Source organism: Streptomyces kaniharaensis, from assembly GCF_009569385.1.
Taxonomy (GTDB): domain Bacteria; phylum Actinomycetota; class Actinomycetes; order Streptomycetales; family Streptomycetaceae; genus Kitasatospora; species Kitasatospora kaniharaensis.
In genome coordinates this window covers 2,440,298-2,459,887 of sequence record NZ_WBOF01000001.1, presented here as the reverse complement: position 1 = coordinate 2,459,887, position 19,590 = coordinate 2,440,298, and the positions used below count along the sequence as shown (strand labels likewise).

Annotated in this window: 28 protein-coding genes; 17 read left to right on the top strand and 11 right to left on the bottom strand. The window is 70.1% G+C overall.

Annotation, left to right across the window (positions count from 1 at the left end; all coding sequences use genetic code 11):
* Window positions 1–172 precede the first annotated feature (172 nt).
* The 6 genes from F7Q99_RS11180 to F7Q99_RS11155 all read left to right on the top strand — a co-directional run bounded on the left by F7Q99_RS11180 (window position 173) and on the right by F7Q99_RS11155 (window position 4,734).
* Complete coding sequence (locus tag F7Q99_RS11180) at window positions 173–850, top strand: hypothetical protein (protein WP_153461102.1); 678 nt, start codon at window positions 173–175, stop codon at window positions 848–850.
* 36 nt (window positions 851–886) lie between these two features.
* Window positions 887–1,030, top strand: coding sequence for a hypothetical protein (locus tag F7Q99_RS11175; RefSeq protein WP_153461101.1), 144 nt, complete (start codon window positions 887–889; stop codon window positions 1,028–1,030).
* A gap of 96 nt (window positions 1,031–1,126) precedes the next feature.
* A complete protein-coding gene (locus tag F7Q99_RS11170) occupies window positions 1,127–1,645 on the top strand; it encodes a GNAT family N-acetyltransferase (RefSeq protein WP_153461100.1) in 519 nt (172 codons plus the stop codon).
* A 202-nt stretch (window positions 1,646–1,847) separates the two neighbouring features.
* Window positions 1,848–2,756 (top strand): hypothetical protein, encoded by a 909-nt coding sequence (locus tag F7Q99_RS11165; protein WP_153461099.1) that lies wholly within the window; start codon window positions 1,848–1,850, stop codon window positions 2,754–2,756.
* Window positions 2,753–3,016, top strand: coding sequence for a hypothetical protein (locus tag F7Q99_RS11160; RefSeq protein WP_153461098.1), 264 nt, complete (start codon window positions 2,753–2,755; stop codon window positions 3,014–3,016). The genes F7Q99_RS11165 and F7Q99_RS11160 overlap by 4 nt, the downstream gene beginning before the upstream one ends.
* Before the next feature lie 35 nt (window positions 3,017–3,051).
* Window positions 3,052–4,734 (top strand): immunity 49 family protein, encoded by a 1,683-nt coding sequence (locus F7Q99_RS11155; RefSeq protein WP_195911038.1) that lies wholly within the window; start codon window positions 3,052–3,054, stop codon window positions 4,732–4,734.
* A 96-nt stretch (window positions 4,735–4,830) separates the two neighbouring features.
* On the opposite strand, the gene F7Q99_RS11150 is transcribed toward F7Q99_RS11155, so the two are convergent.
* On the bottom strand, window positions 4,831–5,298 hold the full coding sequence (locus tag F7Q99_RS11150) for an NUDIX hydrolase (protein WP_153461097.1): 468 nt from the start codon (window positions 5,296–5,298) through the stop codon (window positions 4,831–4,833).
* 316 nt (window positions 5,299–5,614) lie between these two features.
* Here F7Q99_RS11150 and F7Q99_RS43615 point away from each other — a divergent pair, with 316 nt between their 5' ends.
* The 5 genes from F7Q99_RS43615 (at window position 5,615) to F7Q99_RS43610 (ending at window position 7,914) form a co-directional block, all read left to right on the top strand.
* On the top strand, window positions 5,615–5,926 hold the full coding sequence (locus tag F7Q99_RS43615) for a DUF6879 family protein (protein WP_407697767.1): 312 nt from the start codon (window positions 5,615–5,617) through the stop codon (window positions 5,924–5,926).
* A 46-nt stretch (window positions 5,927–5,972) separates the two neighbouring features.
* Window positions 5,973–6,188 (top strand): hypothetical protein, encoded by a 216-nt coding sequence (locus F7Q99_RS11140; protein WP_153461095.1) that lies wholly within the window; start codon window positions 5,973–5,975, stop codon window positions 6,186–6,188.
* Complete coding sequence (locus F7Q99_RS11135) at window positions 6,178–6,696, top strand: DUF6879 family protein (RefSeq protein ID WP_326846530.1); 519 nt, start codon at window positions 6,178–6,180, stop codon at window positions 6,694–6,696. Before F7Q99_RS11140 ends, F7Q99_RS11135 begins: the two co-directional genes overlap by 11 nt.
* A 17-nt stretch (window positions 6,697–6,713) precedes the next feature.
* Complete coding sequence (locus F7Q99_RS11130; RefSeq protein WP_326846529.1) at window positions 6,714–7,568, top strand: helix-turn-helix domain-containing protein; 855 nt, start codon at window positions 6,714–6,716, stop codon at window positions 7,566–7,568.
* A 217-nt stretch (window positions 7,569–7,785) separates the two neighbouring features.
* Window positions 7,786–7,914: a hypothetical protein gene (locus F7Q99_RS43610; RefSeq protein ID WP_407697766.1), complete on the top strand. Its 129-nt coding sequence runs from the start codon at window positions 7,786–7,788 to the stop codon at window positions 7,912–7,914.
* A gap of 614 nt (window positions 7,915–8,528) precedes the next feature.
* Here F7Q99_RS43610 and F7Q99_RS11120 read toward each other — a convergent pair.
* Window positions 8,529–9,401 carry an alpha/beta fold hydrolase gene (locus tag F7Q99_RS11120; protein ID WP_153461092.1) on the bottom strand — a complete coding sequence of 291 codons (873 nt, stop codon included), beginning with the start codon at window positions 9,399–9,401 and terminating at the stop codon, window positions 8,529–8,531.
* Window positions 9,402–9,456: 55 nt separating this feature from the next.
* Here F7Q99_RS11120 and F7Q99_RS11115 point away from each other — a divergent pair, with 55 nt between their 5' ends.
* Window positions 9,457–10,065, top strand: coding sequence for a TetR/AcrR family transcriptional regulator (locus tag F7Q99_RS11115; RefSeq protein ID WP_153461091.1), 609 nt, complete (start codon window positions 9,457–9,459; stop codon window positions 10,063–10,065).
* Between the two features lie 21 nt (window positions 10,066–10,086).
* On the opposite strand, the gene F7Q99_RS11110 is transcribed toward F7Q99_RS11115, so the two are convergent.
* The 3 genes from F7Q99_RS11110 to F7Q99_RS11100 form a co-directional block, all read right to left on the bottom strand.
* On the bottom strand, window positions 10,087–10,278 hold the full coding sequence (locus tag F7Q99_RS11110; protein ID WP_153461090.1) for a DUF397 domain-containing protein: 192 nt from the start codon (window positions 10,276–10,278) through the stop codon (window positions 10,087–10,089).
* 76 nt (window positions 10,279–10,354) lie between these two features.
* Window positions 10,355–10,546 carry a DUF397 domain-containing protein gene (locus F7Q99_RS11105; RefSeq protein ID WP_153461089.1) on the bottom strand — a complete coding sequence of 64 codons (192 nt, stop codon included), beginning with the start codon at window positions 10,544–10,546 and terminating at the stop codon, window positions 10,355–10,357.
* Window positions 10,539–11,363: a helix-turn-helix domain-containing protein gene (locus tag F7Q99_RS11100; RefSeq protein ID WP_195911037.1), complete on the bottom strand. Its 825-nt coding sequence runs from the start codon at window positions 11,361–11,363 to the stop codon at window positions 10,539–10,541. The genes F7Q99_RS11105 and F7Q99_RS11100 overlap by 8 nt, the downstream gene beginning before the upstream one ends.
* A gap of 287 nt (window positions 11,364–11,650) precedes the next feature.
* Here F7Q99_RS11100 and F7Q99_RS11095 point away from each other — a divergent pair, with 287 nt between their 5' ends.
* Complete coding sequence (locus F7Q99_RS11095; RefSeq protein WP_153461087.1) at window positions 11,651–12,010, top strand: ATP-binding protein; 360 nt, start codon at window positions 11,651–11,653, stop codon at window positions 12,008–12,010.
* Entirely contained in the window at window positions 12,010–12,267 is a 258-nt protein-coding gene (locus F7Q99_RS11090; RefSeq protein ID WP_153461086.1) for a hypothetical protein, read from the top strand. Before F7Q99_RS11095 ends, F7Q99_RS11090 begins: the two co-directional genes overlap by 1 nt.
* Window positions 12,268–12,448: 181 nt before the next feature.
* On the opposite strand, the gene F7Q99_RS11085 is transcribed toward F7Q99_RS11090, so the two are convergent.
* Complete coding sequence (locus F7Q99_RS11085) at window positions 12,449–12,811, bottom strand: nuclear transport factor 2 family protein (protein ID WP_153461085.1); 363 nt, start codon at window positions 12,809–12,811, stop codon at window positions 12,449–12,451.
* A gap of 71 nt (window positions 12,812–12,882) precedes the next feature.
* Here F7Q99_RS11085 and F7Q99_RS11080 point away from each other — a divergent pair, with 71 nt between their 5' ends.
* Window positions 12,883–13,764 carry a LysR family transcriptional regulator gene (locus tag F7Q99_RS11080; protein ID WP_153461084.1) on the top strand — a complete coding sequence of 294 codons (882 nt, stop codon included), beginning with the start codon at window positions 12,883–12,885 and terminating at the stop codon, window positions 13,762–13,764.
* Between the two features lie 15 nt (window positions 13,765–13,779).
* On the opposite strand, the gene F7Q99_RS11075 is transcribed toward F7Q99_RS11080, so the two are convergent.
* Complete coding sequence (locus tag F7Q99_RS11075; RefSeq protein WP_153461083.1) at window positions 13,780–14,358, bottom strand: TIGR03086 family metal-binding protein; 579 nt, start codon at window positions 14,356–14,358, stop codon at window positions 13,780–13,782.
* Window positions 14,359–14,444: 86 nt separating this feature from the next.
* On the opposite strand from F7Q99_RS11075, the gene F7Q99_RS11070 reads away from it, so the two are divergent.
* A complete protein-coding gene (locus F7Q99_RS11070) occupies window positions 14,445–15,287 on the top strand; it encodes an AraC family transcriptional regulator (protein ID WP_153461082.1) in 843 nt (280 codons plus the stop codon).
* 14 nt (window positions 15,288–15,301) lie between these two features.
* Here the strand turns inward: F7Q99_RS11070 and F7Q99_RS11065 are convergent, their stop codons facing one another.
* From F7Q99_RS11065 to F7Q99_RS11055, 3 genes are all read right to left on the bottom strand, one after another.
* Window positions 15,302–16,012, bottom strand: a complete 711-nt coding sequence (locus F7Q99_RS11065) for a VC0807 family protein (protein ID WP_195911036.1) — start codon at window positions 16,010–16,012, stop codon at window positions 15,302–15,304.
* Between the two features lie 103 nt (window positions 16,013–16,115).
* On the bottom strand, window positions 16,116–17,087 hold the full coding sequence (locus F7Q99_RS11060) for an ABC transporter substrate-binding protein (RefSeq protein ID WP_195911035.1): 972 nt from the start codon (window positions 17,085–17,087) through the stop codon (window positions 16,116–16,118).
* 124 nt (window positions 17,088–17,211) lie between these two features.
* Window positions 17,212–18,063 carry an immunity 49 family protein gene (locus F7Q99_RS11055; protein ID WP_153461080.1) on the bottom strand — a complete coding sequence of 284 codons (852 nt, stop codon included), beginning with the start codon at window positions 18,061–18,063 and terminating at the stop codon, window positions 17,212–17,214.
* Between the two features lie 314 nt (window positions 18,064–18,377).
* Here F7Q99_RS11055 and F7Q99_RS11050 point away from each other — a divergent pair, with 314 nt between their 5' ends.
* Window positions 18,378–19,007 (top strand): HAD family hydrolase, encoded by a 630-nt coding sequence (locus F7Q99_RS11050; protein WP_153461079.1) that lies wholly within the window; start codon window positions 18,378–18,380, stop codon window positions 19,005–19,007.
* A 20-nt stretch (window positions 19,008–19,027) separates the two neighbouring features.
* Here F7Q99_RS11050 and F7Q99_RS11045 read toward each other — a convergent pair whose 3' ends face one another.
* Window positions 19,028–19,267: a hypothetical protein gene (locus tag F7Q99_RS11045; protein WP_326846528.1), complete on the bottom strand. Its 240-nt coding sequence runs from the start codon at window positions 19,265–19,267 to the stop codon at window positions 19,028–19,030.
* Between the last annotated feature and the right edge of the window lie 323 nt (window positions 19,268–19,590).

Genomic DNA, 19,590 nt, shown 5'->3' with positions numbered 1-19,590 from the left:
GAGCTGTGCGGTGGGCTGGGCCGGGTACGGGCGAGGCGGGGTGTCGGGGATGACGGACGGCGAGTGGTGGCGCAGGAGCGGGCCGTGGAGTGCGGGGTCGGGGAGCTCCGCTTCCGGAGCCGCTTCCGGAGCCGCTTCCGGTGCTGCCCCGGGTGGCGATGACGCGGACAGCGTGTACGACGCGGCGACGGCGCCCGGCGTGCCCGGTATGGCGTCCGTCCCGCTGGACCCGCCGCGCGAGCCGTCCGGCACGCCCGACCCGGACGCCGTCCCGCCGCCGCAGGTGATCCACTCGGGCGCGGGCGGCTGGGACCTGGTGATGCTCAACTTCTCGGACGCCCCGGCGGCCCCGCCGAAGCCGATCCCCGAGCAGCGCCCGGCGGAGGGTGACACGCCGCTCGCCGAGCCGCAGGCGCCGAAGGCCGCGGTGAAGGCGAAGAAGGTGAAGACGCCGAAGGGCGCCTCGGATGCGTCGCCGAAGAAGGGCGTGCTCGCCGGGCGCCGCCCGTCCCCGCTGCTCCTGCTCGCCTCCGGCCTGCTCACGGGCGGGGCCGTCACCGGCTTCTTCCCGGCGATGCTGGCCGGCTGGGGTCTCGGCTACCTCTCCCGCCAACTCTCCGACTTCACCCGCAAGTTCGTGATCCTCGGCATTCCACTGATCACGATGAGCGTGAGCACCTTCTACCGGATGCAGCAGGCCAAGCAGGGCCAGGGCGGCCTCCAGCCCGGCTCGCAGCTGGGCCAGATGACGTGGGCGTCGGCCCCGGGCGTGCTGCGCCTGTCGGCGGCGCTGACGGCGGCGGTCCTGCTGCTGCTGACGTTGCGCCGCCGGCCGCCGCAGGAGGGTTGAGGCCTTCGGGCCCGGAGGCACCGCGGGCCGGAGGTCGTGCGGGTCACGCACCGGGTCCGCGGCGCGTACGACCTGGGGGTGCTGGTGGGTCTTCCGGGCAGCTGGCGGGATCCGGACTTCGAGACCAAGGCCGCCCATCTCGCCGCCACCTGGCGCGCCGCGACGGCGGTCACGGAGTAGGGCTACCGTTCAACGGAGTCAGTCGAGCACGGCCCTTCGGTCGAGCGCGGCGTGGAGGAAGCCGTTCCGAGCGTTTCAGTGGAAAGGGGTGCTGCCATGGCCACCACGGCGCACGAACCGGCGATCATCCGCGAGGCCGACCGCCCCGGCGACCTCGGCGCGGTCGCCGCCCTGCACGGCGTCCTCTACACGCGTGAGTACGGCATGGACGCCACCATGGAGGCCTATGTCGCCGCGGGCATGGCCGAGTTGGTGCTGGCCCGCGCCCGCGAGGGCGGCACGGCACCCGGGCGCCTGTGGGTCGCCGAGCTCGGCGGCCGGGTGGTCGGCGCGACCGGCCTCGTCCGGGCCGAGGAGCGCCCGGGCTGGGGTCAGCTGCGGTGGGTGATCCTCGACCCGGTCGCCCGAGGACGGGGCCTGGGCCGGCGGCTGCTGGAGACGGCCCTGGACGAGGCCCGCGCCCGTTCGTACGAGGGCGTGCTGCTCTGGACGATCGCCGGCCTCGACGCTGCTCACCACCTGTACGCGAAGGCGGGTTTCGAGCTCACTGTCTCCCGCCCGGTTCACAAGTTCGGCCTCGACACGGTCGAGCAGCGGATGGACCTGCGGTTCTGAGATCTCCTGGGCGCCAACGCGACTCCGGTGTACGCTTGTTGCGTTGATGCGGCCACACGCTCACGCACTCGGTCACCGGCGGTCCGGGGTGGGTAAAGGGCTCTTGAGAGTCGCCCGCAGTCGTGTCTTCCCGTTTGTTCGCAGGGCATCGACCTGTCTCTCCAGCCGTAGCCGGACGGCCCTTTGGGGGGGAAGGATTCGCATGTCCTCGTCGGACAACGTGGCACGCCTGGCCAGGCGCATTCAGAAGCTGACCGGCCTTCAGCTGTGGCGGGCGCGTGAACTCGCCAAGCAAGTGCGGGTCTTCGTCAAGGATCCGATTCCTGACGCGGCCAGCCCGGCTCAGCGACGCCTTGAGGCGATGGTGGTGCACACCCTGGCCAACACGTTCGGGGACCGCCAGTGCAACGGCTCGGTGCTGGGCGTTGTGCAGGCGACCTGCAGCGGAGACGATCTGACGCTCCACCTCGATCCGGAGATGGCCGACGAAGCGGTGGGCGAGCTGCTGCCGCGCTGGGATCTGGAGGATCGCACACTGCGGGGAGTCCCCGGCGCGCGATCGCGCCTGCTGGACGGGCAGTTCATCGCGCAGAGCGTGCTCTTCCCGGCCCGGATCATCCTGGCGCGGGCCGACGGCGTCTCGCTCCGGCGGCCGAATCCGCTTCCGCAGGAGGTCGTGCTGGAGGTGGACAACCCGGCCCTGAAGGTCGAGGCGGAGAAGTCCGCCAACTGGAGTCGGCCCGGCCCCTGGGACGGCCTGCCGGAGGTGCGCGACCTGCTGCTGAGCCGCATTCTGCGCCGTCCCGGCCTGGTGAATCGAGCGGCGGCCACGCACGGAGTCGCCAACTGCTACACGCACGGCGAATCCGACCTGGTGATCGAATGGTGCTGCGGTGACGGCCTTGAGGCGTTCTTCGCCGCACTGCTCGCGCACGGCGTGGCCGACGGTCTCCCCGTGGCCGAGGCGGCCACGTTCCACCGTTCCTCGAAGACCGCCATGATCGGCGGCCGAGCCGTCGTCCTCAGGCGGCGTGGCCTCTGCGCGTACGAGGACGACTTCGACGTCAGCACGGAATTCACTCTCCTGTCCCGCGCGGAGGCCGTTCGATGAACCCCACGCTCGCCCTGGCCGGTGTCCTGCTGTGCGGAGTGGTGAGCGGAGCGATCCGCGCCTGGCGGGACGTTCTGGTGCTGCGCCGTCTGGAGCGCCTCATGACCGGCTGCAGCGCGCGGCAGCGGGCCGAGGTGGCCAGGACGATCGCGACGTCGTTCCACCGGCCTGAGCGCCCCGCCCGTCCGTCGATCGGTCTTGCGGACGCCGCTCCTGACCCGGAGTCCGGGGAAGGGTTCGGTGTCCGACCTCGCGCCTAGGCTGGAGGCCAGGTCAGTGATCAAGGAGCAGGGATTTGCGGATCGAGCGTCACCAGGTGGGCGAGTCGTCGGTTTCGGCGGTGCGCGAGGACTTCGTGAGCAGGATCGGGCGGCACATCCGGGCCGCTTCGAACGGCACCCGGATGGATTCGCGCGAGTGGCAGTTCATCGCCGACGAGTTCCTGGAGTACCTCGGTGCGCTCTCCGTCGAGTCGCCCGAGCTCGACACCCCGGAGGCCAAGGCCGTCCTCGCGGACGCCACCGAGGCCGCGGCCGGGGCCGTCGCGTACGCGGTGTACCACGGGTGGGACCGCTTCCAGATCAGCCTGAGCTATGTGAACTTCGGGATGAGCTACGGGGCCGAGGAGAGGGACGAGGAGGAGGAGCGGTCCCGGATCACGTCGTGGGAGCTGATCGACGCGCTCTGTCTCGTGATCCTCTCGGACCAGGCCGACCGGCACGGGGAGGCCATCGGCTTCGCCCGTGACGAGCTCGGCAAGGACGCGGAGGGCGACCCCGCCGTCGAACTCGTCAACGGCCTCCTGGTCCACGTCCTCAACTACGTCGACGACGAGAGCTACCCGCCGAGCGCACAGCAGAAGCTCGCCGCCGTCGAGGCCGCGCTGGACCGGATCGGGGCCGAGCGTCTGGAGCACCGGTACACCGTGGCGCTTCGGACGTTGCGCGCGCTGATGGCCGAGGACCGGGAGGCGTTCGACGCCGGACTGACGGCCCTCCTGCTCGCGCACCGCGAGGCGTCCGGGAGCCGCCCGGACAGCCTCCTCCCGCTCCTGCCGCTCGCCCTGGCCGCGCTCGCGTACCGAGGCCTCGGCTGGGCGCCGGCCGTCGACACCGGCTACCTCCCGCGGGCGCTCGTCACCGGCTTCGAGACGGCCGGCCCGCGCGTCGGCGCCTTCGGCCGCGACTGCCGCCCGGACGCGGTGGCCGCCCTGGCCGCAGCTCCGCTGGTGATCGAACGGCTTGGTCCGCCGGCCGAGTTGACCCCGGAGCTCGAAGCGAGATTCGAGGAAGCCGCCGAGGAGGCGATCGCCAAGGGGCGGTTCAGGAGCGCCCTGCACTACCAGGAGATCCTCCTCAAGAAGCGCGCCGCACACACCGCGGACGCCACGGACGCCCAGCTCGCGAACGTGCGCCTGGGCTCCGGGATCGGGGCCGCGGCGTTCCGCCTGGCCGGCGCCGAGCCCGGCACCGAGGTCGGGCTGACGATCGACGGCCGCAACCGGAGCGAGCCGGCCGGCCTCCCGATGGGCGTCGGCCTCGTCGACTGGCACACCGCCCTCGACTTCGCCCTGATCACGGGCATCCGCGAGCACCTTGCCGCAGTGGTCCTGGCCGGCCCCGGCACGATCACGAGGGACGTTCCCGCCTACAGCCAGGCCCTCCACGACTACTTCCGCGGCGACGACCCGCGGCCGGCCACCGAGCGCGCCCTGCGCGAGTACGGCGACGCACCCGGAGTGGTGCTCTTCTCCCAGCTCATCGACGGCGACGAGGAATCCTTCAACCTGGCCCTCGCCGACGCCCTCGAAGCCCACCGCGCCCACTACGCGGTCGCCGACCGCGCCGACGAATCCGACGCCGCCCTCGACCTCGGCATCCTGGCCCTCACCTGCCACGCCCGCCGCCGAGGCTGGACGATCCGCGTCGAGTCCCCCTACCTCCCGCCCCGCCTCCTCCAGGCGGCGGAGCCCTTCTAGCCTGCCCCTGCGCAGGAAGTCGGCCCGTCCGACTTCCTGCGCGCGGAGGTTCTGCCGAGACCGGGTGGTGGCGCGGGTTGAGGCGGCCTTGGCGTGTCAGCCGAGGTAAGGGTAGGTGCCGGCCAGGTAGTCGCCGATCTGCTGGCGCATGCTTGGGTGGATGTCGTACTGATCGAGGTAGGCCGGCTGGACGTAGCGGACGCCGTCGGCCTCGTCGTTGATCGTCGGCCGTCCGCTGATGGGACGGCCGATGTAGGTGTTCTCGTACTGCTGGCGGATCTCGCCGTCGGTGTAGGCGACGATGTGGTTGGGGTTGGTGTAGACACCAAGGAATCCGGTGATCTCGGCGACGATGCCGGTCTCTTCCAGGCATTCGCGTACGGCACACTCGGCGGCGGTCTCGCCGATGTCCTGAGCGCCGCCGGGTAGGGCCCACTGGCCGGTGTCGCGACGGCGCTGGAGCAGGATCGCGCCGTTGTCGTCGACGACCAGCAGGTTGCTGGCGGGGATGAGGGTGTTGGCCTTGGGGGCGTTGGGGTCGTTGTAGTACTCGGTCCTGCCCATGCGCGGAGGGTTCCCTCCCGGACTGGCGTCCAGGGCCGTGCGCGGGCCCAGACGGCTTCGAGGCTCTGAGCGTAGTTGTCGAACCAGCCGGTGCCGTGCACTGCCGAGTACTTCTAGACCGCGGCCTGTCTCTCGCTCCATGCGCAGGAAGTCGGGCCAGCCGACTTCCTGCGCAATGGGTGCCTTCGGTAGCGGTCCGCTGGTTTGGCTGGAAAGGAGCCGTACCGCGCTGCTGCGTGGCAAGTAGTGCGGAGAATCGACGCGGCGGGCGTCAGACATCCGGTATCTGGACCGCGCGACCGCCGACAGCCTGTGCTTGCCGGATCGAGACTTCTGGCTCCTCGACTCCCCCACTCTTGCCGTACTGCACTTCACCGAGGCCGGAGAGCTGTTGGGCGCCGAGATCATCACCGACTCGGCTATCGTCGTCGAGCACGCCCGTTGGCTGGGACGCTGCGTTCCACCACGCCCAGCCATACCGGGAGTTCGTCCAGGAGCATCCACCGCGCTGAGAACGGTTCCTTTCGTGCGCACGAAGTCGGCCCGTCCGACTTCCTGCGCTGTCGGGGCCTCTCGCACCACGTGCAAGTTTCCGCAAGTTGATAGGGCAAGTGGGCGCCTGGGCTAAAACTTGGGCACAGCATTCGTCGTCCGAAGCGAGAGAGGTTGCCGCTATGGCACTGCACATGCTCGGAAAGGATCCCGAGAGCCCCGAGGGTAAGTCCCCGACCGTCTACTACGACGACGCGACGGGCAACTATCTTCTGCAGGGCTGGAAGGTGCTCGACTCCGAGCGGCTGGCCCAGATGGACATCCCCGAGCACGAGACCGTGATCGAGTTCCCGCGTCGCATGATGCAGTTCTTCCCGGAGGTGACTGGTGGCAGCTGAGCCGACGCTTGAGGACCTGCTGCGTTCCTGCCGTCGATCCGCTGTCCATCTGGAGTTGAGGGACGGGTACATGCGGGACGATCCGCTGTATCTGCGCTGGCAGGCGGGCCATCGCGACGACCGGTCCGATCGCGCGTCCTGGTGGAGCCCGTGGCTTCAGCTCGTCGCCGACGCGACCGCGCGGGGCGTGGAGGTGCGCCGTGCCCGGGTTGTGTCCGAGCCTGTCAGTGAGTACGTCAGGTTCGAGCACGAGATCACGTTCAGGAACGTTGCTTCCGGGGAGGCGGTCCGATGGCTGCCGCGACGCCGCACGACGGACCTGCCGCTGCCGGGCAACGACTTCTGGCTGATCGATGACCGAGTCGCCGTGATCCATCACTTCAGCGGCGACGGGGACTTCGTGGACGACGAGACCACCGATGACCCGGAAGTCGTGAAGCTCTGCGCGTCGGCGTTCGCCGCGGTATGGGAGCGGGCTGTCCCGCACCAGGACTACGTGCTCGCCTGATCGCTCCGGTTGCGTTCGTGTCCCCGACCCCGTCGTCCTCCAGCGTTCAACAGGCCAAGCACGCCCTCGGTCAGCGTCTGCGCGAGATCCGGAAGGATGCCGGCATCACCGCACGGGCGCTGGCCGCGTTGGCGGGCTGGCACGAGTCGAAGTGTTCACGGATCGAACACGGCAGAACCCCTCCTTCCGATGCGGACATCCGTGTCTGGACCCTGCACTGTGGTGTTCCCGAGCAGGCGCCCGACCTGATTGCCACCGCTCGTGGCATCGACGGCATGTACGTCGAGTGGCGTCGTACCGAGCGCTCAGGGCTCAGGCGGGCCCAGGAGGCGGTGCGACCGCTCTTCGAGAGGACGAGGCGCTTCCGTGTCTACCAGTCCTGGGTGGTGCCCGGGCTTCTCCAGACCGAGGCTTACACCACCGCCGTGTTGAACACGATCGTGTCCCTGCGTGACGTTCCCGACGACGTGGCCGCAGCGGTGGCCGTCCGCATGGAGAGGCAGCGCTTCCTTCACACGGGAGGCCACACTTTTGCCGTCCTGGTCGAGGAATGGGTCCTGCGGACGGTGATCGGCGGCCCGGAGGTCATGGCGGGCCAGCTCGGGCACCTGATCGTGGCGGCATCCCTGCCCTCGGTGAGCCTGGGGGTGATTCCCCTCGGTGCCTCGCGTGGTGCCGGTTGGCCGGTCGAGTCGTTCACGATGTACGACGAGGCGCAGGTCAACGTAGAGTTGGTGTCCGCGCATCTGACGGTGACGCAGCCGCGGGAGATCGAGGAGTACGGCCGGGCGTTCGCCGAGTTGTCGGCCATCGCGGTCCATGGCGCTGCCGCTCGGAAGCTGATCACTTCGGCCATCGACGCACTCGGTTGAGCGAACCGGCGCAAGTTCGTAGAAGCTCCTGGAGACAGACCTCGGCCGATTCGTAGCGTCGTTCGCGCAGGCGCACCTGCCGTGACATCCACAGGAGGATTCGAACGATGCGCGACGTCAACCTGTACGAGATCGAGATGCCCGACGGACTGCGCGCCTACAAGGCGTGCGGGGGCAACCAGCAGTCGGCCACGAGACCTGCGCGACCCTGACCGAGGTGCCCGGTGTCGCGGGCGGCCTGTGGGTCATGGGCGACACGAAGCGTCCTGGCGCGGAACTCCGCTTCACGACGGCCGAGCTGGAGAGGGCCGGTATCGACCCGGCGCGGTTCGACACCGCCGTCTGATCAGCCCCTGGTAGCCCTGGCCGTCCGCCACGTGGGTGTGGTGGACGGCCAGGGCCGCCGCCGACACGCCGTTCAGGGGGAGCAGGGAGGCGCACGATGCAACGGCACATCCACGGATACGGATGGTTCGGGCGAGGGGTGGACTTGGCTGACGAGGAAGGGCGGAGGCCTGAGCCCCAGGACTTCGATCCGGCCCACCCGAGCATCGCCGACCGGAAACGGCCGGTGGTGTTGTTCAGGCGCGATGACCGGCCACCGATGATGGTCCACCACTGGCTGTTGAAGCCGGCTCGTGCTTTCAGGACGTTCGCGCACCCGACGGACGCGGTGGATTGGCTGGTGGAGGAGTGGCGTACCTCGGGCGCGCATGCGGTCGATCGTGTATCGGTGGCCACCCGGCGGGAGTCGGCCCGGGGACAGTTGGAGCAGGGGAACGACGTGGTGTGGTCCGCCTGGTTGGCGTCCGGGATGTTCGTCCACCGGGCGCTGGTGCCGTGTCCGCCTCGTGGGATTCACGGCCCTGTGGTCCCGTGCCCGACCGATGGATGAGGGATCCGGGTGTTGTGGCGCCTCCTCGCGCGGGAGAGCGAGGAGGCGCCTGGGGTGTGGCGAGTTCAACTGGGCTTCTGTGAAGCGGTGTTGAGGATGCGGTTGGTGACCAGCGTGGGCTGGTCGGCGGGGAGGGCGTGGCCGGCGTCGGGGACGATTTCCACCCGGGCAGAGGGGGCGAGGCGGCGGATGCGGTCGGCGACCTGGGCGGAGTCGTGCAGGGCACTGCGGGCGCCGAGCAGGAAGAGCGAGGGGACGTGCAGGCTGCGTAGTTCCTCGTCGGAGAAGGTGTAGGCCAGGGGGAGTGCGCGGCGGAATCCCATGGACGCGCGGACCAGGCCCATCAGTTCGGTCTCCAGGATCGCGCTGTTGCCGACCAGGCGGGCCAGGCGGGGCCGGAACGGACGCGGCGCGGCGGAGGCGAGGCCGCCGGCGATCAGCCAGGTGTAGAAGCGTCGGCCGACGTCGGCGAGGCCGGCGGGGTCGACCAGGGTGAGGGTGGCCATCCGGCCCGGGTGGTGGATCTGGTGGTTGATCGCCAGCCAGCCCCCGTACGAGCAGCCGACGACATGGGCGGCCGTCAGCTCCAGGGCGGTCAGGAGTTCGTCGAGCCAGGCGGCACCGTCGCGGCCGTCGGCGATGGGGCTGGTCTGGACGCTGGCGCCCGGTTCGCCGACGGTGTCGACGGCGATGACCGGGTGGTTCTCGGCGAGGTCGTCGATGTACCGGTGCCACATCAGCGCGTTTCCGCCGGAGCCGGGCAGCAGAACGATCGGGTCGCCGGTCTCCGGCCCGGTGCGGTAGACGCGGGTGACGCCGAAGGTGGTGGGGATGTCGAGCGTTGTCCGCGGGCCCGGCCACAGGGACGTCAGGGTCTGCTCGTAGGCGGTGCGGAACCGGTCTTCGGCCTTGGCGTTCCTGAACTCGCTGATTCGCATGATACATGTGTATCACAGGCATGATACGGGTGTATCAGGAGAGGGAGGTTCCGTCATGACAGCGAAGGTCGATCACGAGGAACGCAGGCGACAGATCGCCGAGGCGCTGTTGCGGATCGCCGACACCCAGGGCCTGCGGTCGGCCAGCATGCGGGCGGTCGCGACGGAGGCCGGTGTCTCCCTGCGGTTGGTGCAGTACTACTTCGGGACCAAGGAAGCGTTGCTTCTGGACGCGCTGGCCAGGCTCGGCACCCAGCTCCAGGCCCGCATGGAGCAGTGGATCGGTGCGGCGGGCTCCCCGCCCACACCGCGCGGGATCGTGACGGCCATCCTGTCCTGCATCCTGCCGACCGATCCGGAGAGCCGCCGGATCACGAGAACCTATGGGGCGTACTACGCGCTGGTGCTCACGGATCCGGAGATGGTGGAGAAGCCCGGGGCCCAGCCTGAACTGCTGGAGGGATTCCTCGCCAAGCAGATCCGCGCTGCGCAGGAGGCCGGCGAGATCGACGAGGGGAAGGATCCGGAGATGGCCGCCGCCGGGCTGCTGGCGATGGTCAACGGCCTCGGCTCAAGTGTGTTGGGAGGCCAGCGGACTGGCGATGCGGCGCTGGCGATCCTGGCTCACCACCTGGAGGAGTTGTTCCGGTCCTCGCGCGAATAGGCACGAGGACCGGAGGGCTGGTCAGGCGTGATGGTCGAACTCGCCAGCCTTGATGCTCTGGACGAGGGTGGCGAAGTTGGTGGAGGTGGTGCGGAGGATGATGTCGCCTTCTTCGGACTCGCGGAGTTCGATCATTCCGTCGACCGTGCGGACCTCGACGCAGGTGTCATTTGCCCCGGAGTAGCTGGACTTCCGCCAACCGGACTCAGGCATTGCAGGCCTCCACGGCTTGGGTGGTGGGGAGTTGCGGCCCCTCGCGCGGGTGAGCGCGAGGGGCCGTTGGGGGCTGCTAAACGTGGTGGTTGAATTCGCCGGCCTTGATGGCTTGGAGGAAGGCGGCGAAGGTGTTGGGGGGAGTGCGGAGAACGAGGTGGCCCTCGTCGGATTCGCGGAGTTCGACCATCCCGCTGACCGTCCGGACCTCGACACATGCATTGCTTGAGCCGGAGTAACTGGACTTCTGCCATGCGGAACTATCCATGCTTGCTGTCGATCTCCTTCTTGATGCGCCAGATGAAGTCTCGTGACTCCTCCTCCGAGAGCGCAACGGATGACATCCGCCTGAGCATCTCGCGATAACTCGCGAGCTGTGCGGGAGAGTCGAAGATCAGACTGCTGTGGCTGGTGTCTATCTGAAGCGTGTCCAGCTCGGCCACAGCTCCCTCCGCGTAGGTGAAGTTCTCGCTGGGACCCGGCAGGGACTCGATGTCGAACGGTACCGCGCGAATCGAGATCTCCCGGCGCTCGGCGTGGTTGATGAGTGCATCGAGCTGTTCGGAGAGGACCTTCGGGCCGCTGAACTGCATCCTGAGCGCAGCCTCGTGGATGAATGCGCGGATGGGTGTCGTGTTCGGGTGGACGATGCGTTGCCGCCTCATGCGGAAGTCCGTCCGCACGTCGACTTCGTGGCGGGGGAGGGGCGGAATGGCTCGTGCAAAGACCGAGGCGGCGTAGGCCTCGGTCTGCAATAGCCCATGAACGAACGTAATCGTGTAGGTGGTGAGTCCTTTCGCGGTGCCTTCGAGCTCTGCGATGTCGAGCAGGCTTGTGGAGACAGCTCCGCGATATTCCTCCCACCAGCCCTTCCCGCGTTCGGCAGCGATCTCCGCGAGGGAGTCGATCAAGGCCTGGTTGGTGCACATGCACACGGCGGCGATGGTCCGCAGCCGCTCGACGCTGATTCCGCTCTTCCCGCTCTCCATCTGTGTGACCTGGGCGGCGTGGATGCCGAGTTCGCGTGCCAGCTGGCTGCCGCCCAGTCCGGCCTGCTCCCGCATCCTCCGCAGCTCGGTCCCCACCCGCCGTTGGCGCAGGGTTGGGTTCGGTCGAAGGGCCATGGCGTCCTCTCTGCGGGTGATGAGATCAGTGTGCCGCAGGTCATGGGAGCGTCGGCAGCCACGTTAGAGGGAACGCTCAGCAAGAGTCTCAAATTGAAGACCACGGTGCGCTATGGTCGATGTCACATCGATCCGACGGATCGTCAGTAACGCTTCTCCGTCGCACCGCAGAGCAGCCATGCCCATCTGCCTGGCCTGGCTCACGGTGACGTATCCGTCAACAACCACCAACGCCACGGGAGTTCCCCATGCGTCACCTCAACACGCCCTCGCTCGCCATCGCCCGCCAGTCCCTCACCGACGCGATGACCCGCGTCGGTTGGCCGCCCTCCGCCATCTCCGACGCCGAACTCGCGCTCGTCGAGCTGATCGTCAACGCGTGGCGGCACGGCGGCACGGCTGCGCCCGTCGTCAACATCCTCGCCGTCAACCGCACCCTCCGCGTCTCCGTCGCCGACGAGAGCAGGGCCCTCCCCGAGCGGCGAGCGCTCTCCGAACTCGCCGAGTACGGCCGGGGCCTCCAGCTCGTCGAGGGCCTCACCCACCGCTGGGGCGTCGACCCCCAGAAGCGTGGCAAGTTGGTCTGGTTCGAGATGGACGCCGCCTGATGAAGAACCGCCGCCCCATGCTGCCGACCGACCCCCGGATCCGGCACTACACCGACGACCACATCCGCACGCTCCTCGCCGAAGTCCAGGAGCGAGGAAGGAAGTTCGGCCTTATCTGGCCCTCCGCCGGCACCGACGAGACCATCGACGGGCGCGTCCTCGTCCGCTTCAACACCGCCCCCGCCTCCACCCTCCTCAACCTCCTCTCCCTCCTCCTCGACGTCGAACGCGACCAGGACGGCCCGTGCGCGTCCTGATCGGCACGGCCTTGGCCGTCCTCCTCGCCCTCGCGATCGCCACCGTCGCCCTCGGCGTCGTCACCGCCCTCAGGGCGACCCCGCCCGAAGACGGCAACTGACCCGAGGCGGGCAGCCAAAACAGAAAGGGCCGTCACCGCCCCCGGCGATCACGGCCCTCCTGCCCCCCGTCAACCTCTGCTCAGCGGCTGAACCCCGCCAGCAGCTCACGCGGGTCGAACGTCACCCGGATCCGGGCGATCTTCCCGTTGTCCACGTGCATCCAGTTGGCCGTCGGCGCCGGCGGCGCGATGCTCGTGCACAGGTCGAACCAGGTGATCACGTCATCGCCCTCCGCGACCCGGACGCGCACCTCGATCTTCTCCAGCGCCTGCCCCAGGCCCTTGAGCCCGGCCAGCGCCTCGTCGATCCCCGACGCGGTGCCGAGCGCGCCCGCGAAGTCCACGTCGTCCGCCAGCAGCCCTCGCAGCGTCTCGAAGTCGCCCGCCTGCCAAGCGGCGAAGTAGGTCTCGGCAATCTCACGCGCAGTCATCGTCGTCGTCATGCCTCCATGTTCCCGGCCGTCCCGTCCATCCGTCCAACAGATAGATAAGATGCGAGCTATCATCCTCAATTATGGAGATGCATCAACTGCGCTACTTCGCCGCTGTCGTCGACGAGGGCTCCTTCACCGCCGCCGCCGCGCGCCTGCACGTGAGCCAGTCGGGTATCAGTACCCAAGTCGGCAAGCTGGAACGCGAGTTGGGCCAGCAACTTCTCGACCGCTCCGGCCGGGGCATCCGCCTCACCCCGGCCGGGGAGGCGATCCTGCCGCTCGCCAAGGACGCCCTGGCCACCTTCGAGGCCATCCAGCACGCCGCCGCCGAGTTCGCCGACGCCGTCCGCGGCCGGATCCGGCTCGGCATGATCATGGGCTGCTCGATCCCGCCCTTCCTCGACGTCGTCGCCGACCTCGGGCGCACCCACCCCGGCATCGTGCTGAGCCTGCACGAGGTGGGCGATTCCGACGTCCTCCAGGCCCAGGTCCTCTCCGGCTCCCTCGACCTGGCCCTGATCGGCTTCGCGGGCGAGACGGACCCCGGCCTGGACGCCGCGGTCTTCGTCGACGAGCCGATCGTCGCCGTCGTCCGGCCCGGGCACCCCCTCGACCGGGACGCGCTGACCATCGCCGACCTCCGCTCCTCGAAGGTCCTCTGCCTCTCCCCGGGCACCGGCATCCGCGCCGCCTACGACCGTTCCTGCCAACAGCTCGGCCTCGACCCGCGCGTGGACATCGACGCCAGCTCCCCCAGCACCCTGCTCCACCTCGCCGCACGCGGCGCTGGCGTGGCCGTCCTCACCCCCGCCGCCGTCGCCGGTGACGGCCTGCGCGTCATCCCCCTCGCCGATGCCGCCGTTCATGCCCGCCTCGGCCTCGTCGCCCGCCCCGACCAGCACTCGCCCGCCGTCCGCCTGCTCCGTGCCAAGCTCCGGGCGGCACTGCAGCGCGACCACTGAGCGGTCGGACGTGCCTCAGCGCGGATCGCGCCCCGAGGCGGCCAGCGCGCGGTCCAACGCCGGGGCGCTCTCCGGCACCGCCACCGGCTCGGCGAAGCCCTCGTACTGCCGGTACAACTCCGCGTTCTCCTCGACGATCTCCAGCACCAGCAGCGCGAGTTCCTCGTCGACCTCGATCCGCCCGCCGGTCGCCCGGGCGACGTCCCAGCCGTGCAGGACGAGCTCCGCGATCAGCATCCGGGCGATGCCCGCCGCGGGAACGGGGGATCCGCCGAGATCCACGTCCCCCTCCCAGGCGGCGGGATCGGACCAGGCCGCGACCGCGCGGTCCAGCTGCGCGGCGTAGGCGGAAGGCCAGCCGGCGTCGGCGGTGAAGTCGCGGTCGATCAGCTCCTCGGGCAGTTCGATGCGCCGCGCCCGGTGCTCCAGACCGTGCGAGGTGTAGAGCACCCAGTGGTTGACGAGCGCGCGGGTGTCGAAGTCCGTGCAGGGCGTCGGACCGTCCAGCGGCTGGCCAGCCGGGACGGCGGCGGCGACGCGCGCGGCGACCGTCGCGGCGCGGTTCAGGAAGGGGTACAGCGGGTGATCGTTCATGGGTCGATGCTGCTCCGGGCGGCGGCGCCGGGTCTTGAAGAAACGCGACAACCGGGCCCTAGCTCTGCCGCCCCTAGCCTTGGCGTATGGACTCTCCCGGCCTCGGACGCGGCGTGCTGCACCCCGCCCGCGCGGCGGAGGCGATCAGCGTGGACCGGCTCGCGCCCGACCCCGAGGTGGCGCGGTTCGTCGAGTTCTACTGGCTGGTCCGCTGGGACCGCCGCGGCCTGCCCCCGTACGAGCAGAAGGTGCTCGCCCACCCGAACGTCCATCTGGTGTTCGAGGCGCCTCGGGCCCGCGTCTACGGGGTCGACCGGTCGCTCTTCGTCCGCCGGCTGGAGGGGGCCGGGCATGTGCTGGGCGTGAAGTTCCGGCCCGGGGCCTTCCGGCCGCTCGCCGGCCGCCCGGTGGTCGCTCTCGCCGACCGGTCCGTCCCGGCGGCGGAGTTCTTCGGGCCCGAGACGGACCGGCTCAATGAGGAGATCCTCGGCGCGCCCGAGAACCCCGCCGCCCTGGCCGACGCGTTCCTCCGCCCCCGGCTGCCCGCGCCCGACCCGGTCGCGGAAGAGGTCGCCGCCGTGGTGGACCGCATCACCGGCTCGCCCGACCTGCGCCGGGTCGACGACCTGGCGCGGGAGTTCGGCGTCACCCTCCGCCGGCTCCAGCGCCTGTTCGCCGAGTACGTCGGCGCCTCCCCGAAGTGGGTGCTGCGCCGTGCCCGCCTCCACGAGGCCGCCGAACGCGCGGACGCGGGCTCCGAGGTGGACCTGGCCGCGCTCGCCGCCGATCTCGGCTACGCCGACCAGGCCCACTTCACCCGTGACTTCACGGCCGCCGTCGGCACCTCCCCGGCCCGCTACGCGGGCGGCGCGTGCAGGGCAGCGCCGGGTGTCGTGCCCCGAGGAGGCGCCTCAGCCGGTTCGGAATGACCCGAACCGCTCGGTCAGACCGCTGCGGCGGCGGTCGCGGCCTCGGCTTCGGCAGCAGCGACGGCCGCGGCCCGGCCGCGGGCGCTGGCCCGCTTGGCGTAGGCGATCGTCCAGTAGACCAGGCCGCCGATCACCGCGTACGGAAGGATGTTGTTGACCGTCACCACCGTGCCGTGCGAGAGGGTGTAGACCAGCACGATCCGCAGCACGGCCTCCAGGACGAACACCCCACCCCACACGATGGTCAGGTTGCGCTGGACCTGGCGGAAGCCCGGGTACTGCCACATCGAGTTCCACCAGGCGATCATCTCCGGCGTGCCGTCCGTGGCGAACTTGCGCCCGAAGAAGAACATGATCGGCCGCGGCGCGGCCAGGGACGCCAGGTAGAGCACGCCGAGCAGGCCCGAGACGAAGGAGTCCTTGGCCAGCAGCATCCTCGGGTCCTGCGGCCCGATCAGCGCGACGACCAGGGACAGGCCGACGAAGACCAGCGAGACCACGGCGAACTCGTCGATCCGGCGGTGCCAGGCGAGGTAGATGACGCTGTCGACCACCGGGCCGAGGCCCGACAGCAGGATGGCGGTGGACTCGTTGTAGCCGTGGTCGTGCAGCTGGTTGTAGATCAGGATCGGTGCGACGACGTTGAACGCGATGCTGATGATCCAGCCGAGAGCGGCCGCCTTCCCCTTGCGGGCAGGGGCTGGCGGGGCTATGGGAGTTGACACTGTGTTTCCCCCGGGACGATGTGTACGTTTGCGGGGCTCATTGTGGCGGAATCGCAGGTCAGCCGCCTAGCGCGCTGGCTGAATCGTGATCAGTCCTCTTGCCTCATGCGCTGAGGAGGCGCTGCAGGTCGTCCAACATGAAGTTGGCGCCGGTGTACCCGATCCCCTGGAACCACAACTGGTCGTCCACCGGGAACGCCCGGTGCGCCCGCACCGCCCCCAGGCCCTGCCAACCCGCGCTCGCCAGAACGGCGTTGGTGCCCGCCAGATCCGGATTGCCGTACGTCGCGTACAGCAGCAGGTCGCCGTCCGCCTTCCCGATCTGGTCGAGCGGGATCTCGAAGTCGGACTGGTCGACGTTCTGCGCGTCCGGCCGTCCGACCCCCGCATCGGCCAGCACCGAGCCCGGGAAACTCTGCCGTCCGAACAGCCGGACTCCCCCGCCCTCCACGAACCGCAGCAGGCTCACCCGCTGCCCCGACACCTTCGCCGCCGACAGCGCCTGCTGCACCTGCGCCACGTGCCGCTGATACGAACCGACGAACGCCGCCGCGGCCGCCTCCCGGCCCAACGCCTGGGCGTGCACCTGGAAGTCGGCCTTCCACGGCGCTCCGGTGGTCTGCGTCAGCACCGTCGGCGCGAGCTCCCGCAGCAGGCCGTAGCGGTCGCCGTCCCGCATCTGGTTGGAGAGGATCAGGTCCGGCCGCAGCGCCCGGATCGCGGCCAGGTCCGGGGCGCCCGCCGGGCCGACGTACGCGATCGCCGCGACCCGGGACGCCGGCCAGTAGTCGGGGAAGTGGCCGTCCGCGGCCGGGCGGGCGGCGCCGATCGGGGTGATGCCGAGCGTCAGCGCCGAGTCGAGGACATCCGTGTCCAGCGTGACGACGCGCACCGGCTCGCCCGGCACCACCACCGGCCCGACGGCCGTGTTCACCGTGACCGGCGGCACCGGGGTGGCGGAGACGCTCGGGCCGGCGCCGTCCGTCGTCGGCACGGCCGGCCGCGGCGCGGTACACGCCGCCAGGGCGGCACCGCCGAGCCCGGCGAGCAACGTGCGACGGGTGATCCGGTGCATCGGCGGGTCCTCGGGCGGTGAGGCGTCGGAGACGGGCTCGTCGATTATGTCCGAATTGGTGCCCGATGGCCCGGCTTGTGACTCCTCGATTTCACGGTGGACGCCGTTGGGCTTCCGCCGAGGCCTACGTGGGGAACTCGCCGCACCAGTCGCGCTCGAGGAGGGCGATGGGCAGGTACTCGGACTGGACCTCGATGGGGGTGCCGGTGTCATGGGCGAGACAGGCCATGGCGAGCGGAGCGAGAGCGACGAGGCCAGAGGCCCGGACGTCCCGGCCCTCCTGGCTCCAGTACCGCTTGTGCCATTCGAGGGCGTCGATGAGGGCCCGGTTGAAGCCGGTGTGGTCCCTCCGGATGAAACGGTGGAACAGTTCCATCTGCGGGTAGACCAGGTGACCCACCGTCTCGGGATCGGCGACGGTCTCCGGCTCGGTGGCGTCGATGGCGACCCTCAGCTTGGAGCCGAGGTCGGAGCCCTGGAGCCAGTAGGTCTGGAGCGCATCGATCCAGGCGTAGTCGTACTCGGCGAAGCGCGAACCGGACTCCCGCAGCAGGGAGATCGGCACCTGGCACAGCGCCGCGATCCTCTTCTTCTCCCGGCACACCACTGCCAGGTAGAGGGCGGTGAGCCAGGACTCCGGGTTCACGTAGGGGCGCATTCCGGTGGCTCGGAGGGTGCGGTCCTGGTCCGCGATGCGGCACTGCACGTGCTCGTCGGCCGTGGTCGCGGCGGCGAACACGGCCGAGCCGACCTGCATCGCGTTCACCCAGGACTCCCACGTGGGCAGACGCGACCCTTCCGGATCCAGCAGGCAGTGCGTCGTGGCCAGGGTGACGGTCAGGCGCAGCGCATCACCCAGATCGGTGGAGCCGTCCTCCAGCCCGTCGATCAGCCGGAGCGCATTCTTCTGGAGTGCGGCGAGGCCCTCTTCCGCCTTCCCCGTGAGGAAGGGATGACGGGAGACGGTCGTGGCCAAGGCGGTTCTCCTGAGGGGGTGTGCGGCGCGGTGCTGCCCGAAGGCCTACGTGGGGAACTCGCCGACGTCTGTTGCGGCGCGGAGCCGTCGTTCTGCGTCAGCACCTGCGCCCCCCATGTCGACCTTCACACTGTTCCCCGCCTACTCAACTAACAGTAAGTATGTCCAGCAGTCAGGTTCGGTTCCCTGGCCCTATGCCTCCGGTCAAGGAAGCCGCGCTGACCAACGGTCGGTTCCACAGTCGCCGCCGCAGCCACCGAGGGTCGCGGCAAATCGCCTCGTCCGCCGTACCGGGCGTTGGATAGCCTGCTGGCATGCCCGCGACTCCCGCCATCCCCCTCACCGTCGGCTTCGACCTCGACATGACGCTGCTGGACACCCGGCCGGGTATCCGCGCCACGTACGCCGCGCTCTCGGCCGAGACCGGCACCTACATCGACGCCGATCTGGTGGTCACCCGGCTGGGCCCGCCGCTGCTGAACGAGATCCGCAACTGGTTCCCGGCCGACGAGGTCGAGCACGCCGCCGCCCGCTACCGCGAGCTGTACCGGGAGCACGCCTTCGCCCCGACCGTCGCGCTGCCCGGCGCGCACGCCGCGGTGGAGGCGGTCCGCGCGCACGGCGGCCGGGTCGCGGTGATCACCGGCAAGTACGAGCCGAACGCCCGGCTCCACCTGGAGCACGCCGGACTGCACGCGGACACGCTGGTCGGCGACCTGTGGGCGGAGACCAAGGGCGAGGCGCTGCGCGAGCACGGCGCGACGGTGTACGTCGGCGACCACCTCGGCGACATCGTGGGCGCCAGGCACGCGGACGCCGTCGCCGTGGGCGTGGCCACCGGCCCGTACAGCGCGGACGAACTGCGGGCGGCGGGCGCGGACGTGGTGCTGGCGGACCTCACCGGGTTCCCGGCCTGGCTCGCCGGGCACCTGGCCGGCGTCTAGAACTTCACGGACTCCACGGACTAGGATCCCGCGGACTCCACCCGGCGGCGCTGGTCGCGCGCGTTCAGGAACAGCCCGGTCAGCGCGGACAGGAAGCCCGCCGGCATCAGCATGCTCAGCCAGTACGCGGCCGTCGGCAGCGGCGTGAGGTGCAGGAACAGCGGGACGAAGGTGACCAGGGTGGCGAGCGCGCCCACACCGAAGACGATGGCTCCGGCCCGGACGTAGGCGTCGCCGCGGTCGGCGCTCTGGCTGCTCACTTCTGCTCGCTCCTCGGTGGGGGTCGGGGGCCTCCAGTCTGGCAGAGGCCGCCGCGCGGCGACCGCCGCGGCCGTTTCGCAGACGAGCGGTTCGGTCACGTTGCGCAGTTTCCCGGAAGCTGGGAGTTTTGATCCCTGTTGGGCGGGGGTATGCAGGTGGTGCCGAGGGGCGCGACAGGCGCGCCCCGACTCCTCAGACCCGGGGGTGTGAGCCAGTGGACAGCGCCGAGCCGCGTCGCGGCCGCATCAGTACCGGGTCGCCCGCGACCGCGAGAACTCCGCAGGAGTCCGTGTCGGAACCGCCGGACCGTGGCACCGTCGCG

What these genes read in the sequence shown, in the direction of transcription:
- F7Q99_RS11165 (WP_153461099.1), top strand. Translation starts at nt 1,848, where the DNA reads ATGTCCTCGTCGGACAACGTGGCACGCCTGGCCAGGCGCATTCAGAAG.
- F7Q99_RS11070 (WP_153461082.1), top strand. Translation starts at nt 14,445, where the DNA reads ATGGACTCTCCCGGCCTCGGACGCGGCGTGCTGCACCCCGCCCGCGCG.
- F7Q99_RS11110 (WP_153461090.1), bottom strand. Translation starts at nt 10,278, where the DNA reads ATGCCTGAGTCCGGTTGGCGGAAGTCCAGCTACTCCGGGGCAAATGAC.
- F7Q99_RS11050 (WP_153461079.1), top strand. Translation starts at nt 18,378, where the DNA reads ATGCCCGCGACTCCCGCCATCCCCCTCACCGTCGGCTTCGACCTCGAC.
- F7Q99_RS11075 (WP_153461083.1), bottom strand. Translation starts at nt 14,358, where the DNA reads ATGAACGATCACCCGCTGTACCCCTTCCTGAACCGCGCCGCGACGGTC.
- F7Q99_RS11140 (WP_153461095.1), top strand. Translation starts at nt 5,973, where the DNA reads ATGGCACTGCACATGCTCGGAAAGGATCCCGAGAGCCCCGAGGGTAAG.
- F7Q99_RS11150 (WP_153461097.1), bottom strand. Translation starts at nt 5,298, where the DNA reads ATGGGCAGGACCGAGTACTACAACGACCCCAACGCCCCCAAGGCCAAC.
- F7Q99_RS11115 (WP_153461091.1), top strand. Translation starts at nt 9,457, where the DNA reads ATGACAGCGAAGGTCGATCACGAGGAACGCAGGCGACAGATCGCCGAG.
- F7Q99_RS11095 (WP_153461087.1), top strand. Translation starts at nt 11,651, where the DNA reads ATGCGTCACCTCAACACGCCCTCGCTCGCCATCGCCCGCCAGTCCCTC.
- F7Q99_RS11170 (WP_153461100.1), top strand. Translation starts at nt 1,127, where the DNA reads ATGGCCACCACGGCGCACGAACCGGCGATCATCCGCGAGGCCGACCGC.
- F7Q99_RS11060 (WP_195911035.1), bottom strand. Translation starts at nt 17,087, where the DNA reads ATGCACCGGATCACCCGTCGCACGTTGCTCGCCGGGCTCGGCGGTGCC.
- F7Q99_RS11160 (WP_153461098.1), top strand. Translation starts at nt 2,753, where the DNA reads ATGAACCCCACGCTCGCCCTGGCCGGTGTCCTGCTGTGCGGAGTGGTG.
- F7Q99_RS11085 (WP_153461085.1), bottom strand. Translation starts at nt 12,811, where the DNA reads ATGACGACGACGATGACTGCGCGTGAGATTGCCGAGACCTACTTCGCC.
- F7Q99_RS11120 (WP_153461092.1), bottom strand. Translation starts at nt 9,401, where the DNA reads ATGCGAATCAGCGAGTTCAGGAACGCCAAGGCCGAAGACCGGTTCCGC.
- F7Q99_RS11090 (WP_153461086.1), top strand. Translation starts at nt 12,010, where the DNA reads ATGAAGAACCGCCGCCCCATGCTGCCGACCGACCCCCGGATCCGGCAC.
- F7Q99_RS11105 (WP_153461089.1), bottom strand. Translation starts at nt 10,546, where the DNA reads ATGGATAGTTCCGCATGGCAGAAGTCCAGTTACTCCGGCTCAAGCAAT.
- F7Q99_RS11080 (WP_153461084.1), top strand. Translation starts at nt 12,883, where the DNA reads ATGGAGATGCATCAACTGCGCTACTTCGCCGCTGTCGTCGACGAGGGC.